Origin of the sequence: Pseudoalteromonas sp. SR45-6 (assembly GCF_014163545.1) — a bacterium.
GTDB lineage: Bacteria > Pseudomonadota > Gammaproteobacteria > Enterobacterales > Alteromonadaceae > Pseudoalteromonas > Pseudoalteromonas rhizosphaerae.
The window spans coordinates 1-444 of the sequence record NZ_JACJDM010000187.1 but is presented as its reverse complement, the minus strand read 5'-3'; the positions used below and the strand labels follow the sequence as shown (position 1 = coordinate 444).

Genomic DNA, 444 nt, shown 5'->3' with positions numbered 1-444 from the left:
TAATGGGCGTTTTGGAAGGTATGACAGGTGTTTAAGTGGCTTATTTGGAGAGGTAGCAGCTTACCTTTATTAATGCGTCCTGTTTTGCAGCTTTTCTATATTATGAACTAAGCAATACAGTTGCCGCAGTATGAAGTGAAAGCATTCACTTTCGTTTGACCGCGTAAGGTCAATTTATTCATGCCTTTGTTAACTGTAATATTCCGCTGTTTATTTAAAGGAAAGCAGGCTCTATACAGCCAAGTCGTTTGCCATTCCGTCAATAAAAAGCTGTCGTCGCCCGATTGGGCTGTCTATTTTGACCTTCATTTTGTCGATGTAGCTTAGCTTTTTACGCGATTCATCATTTTTAAACTGAACTTGCCGTCCTGTTTTTATAGGTGGCTTTCGCATACATTGCTGTTGCAGTGGGCATACCTTGCAATCTTTTAAGTAACCGCAGAA

The 444-nt window shown here is 40.3% G+C and carries 1 protein-coding gene; it reads right to left on the bottom strand.

Translation table 11 applies throughout. From position 1 onward, the window contains the following. Nucleotides 1-231: 231 nt before the first annotated feature. On the bottom strand, nucleotides 232-444 hold a 213-nt coding region (locus tag H5158_RS23610; RefSeq protein WP_259398926.1), incomplete at its 5' end, for a transposase.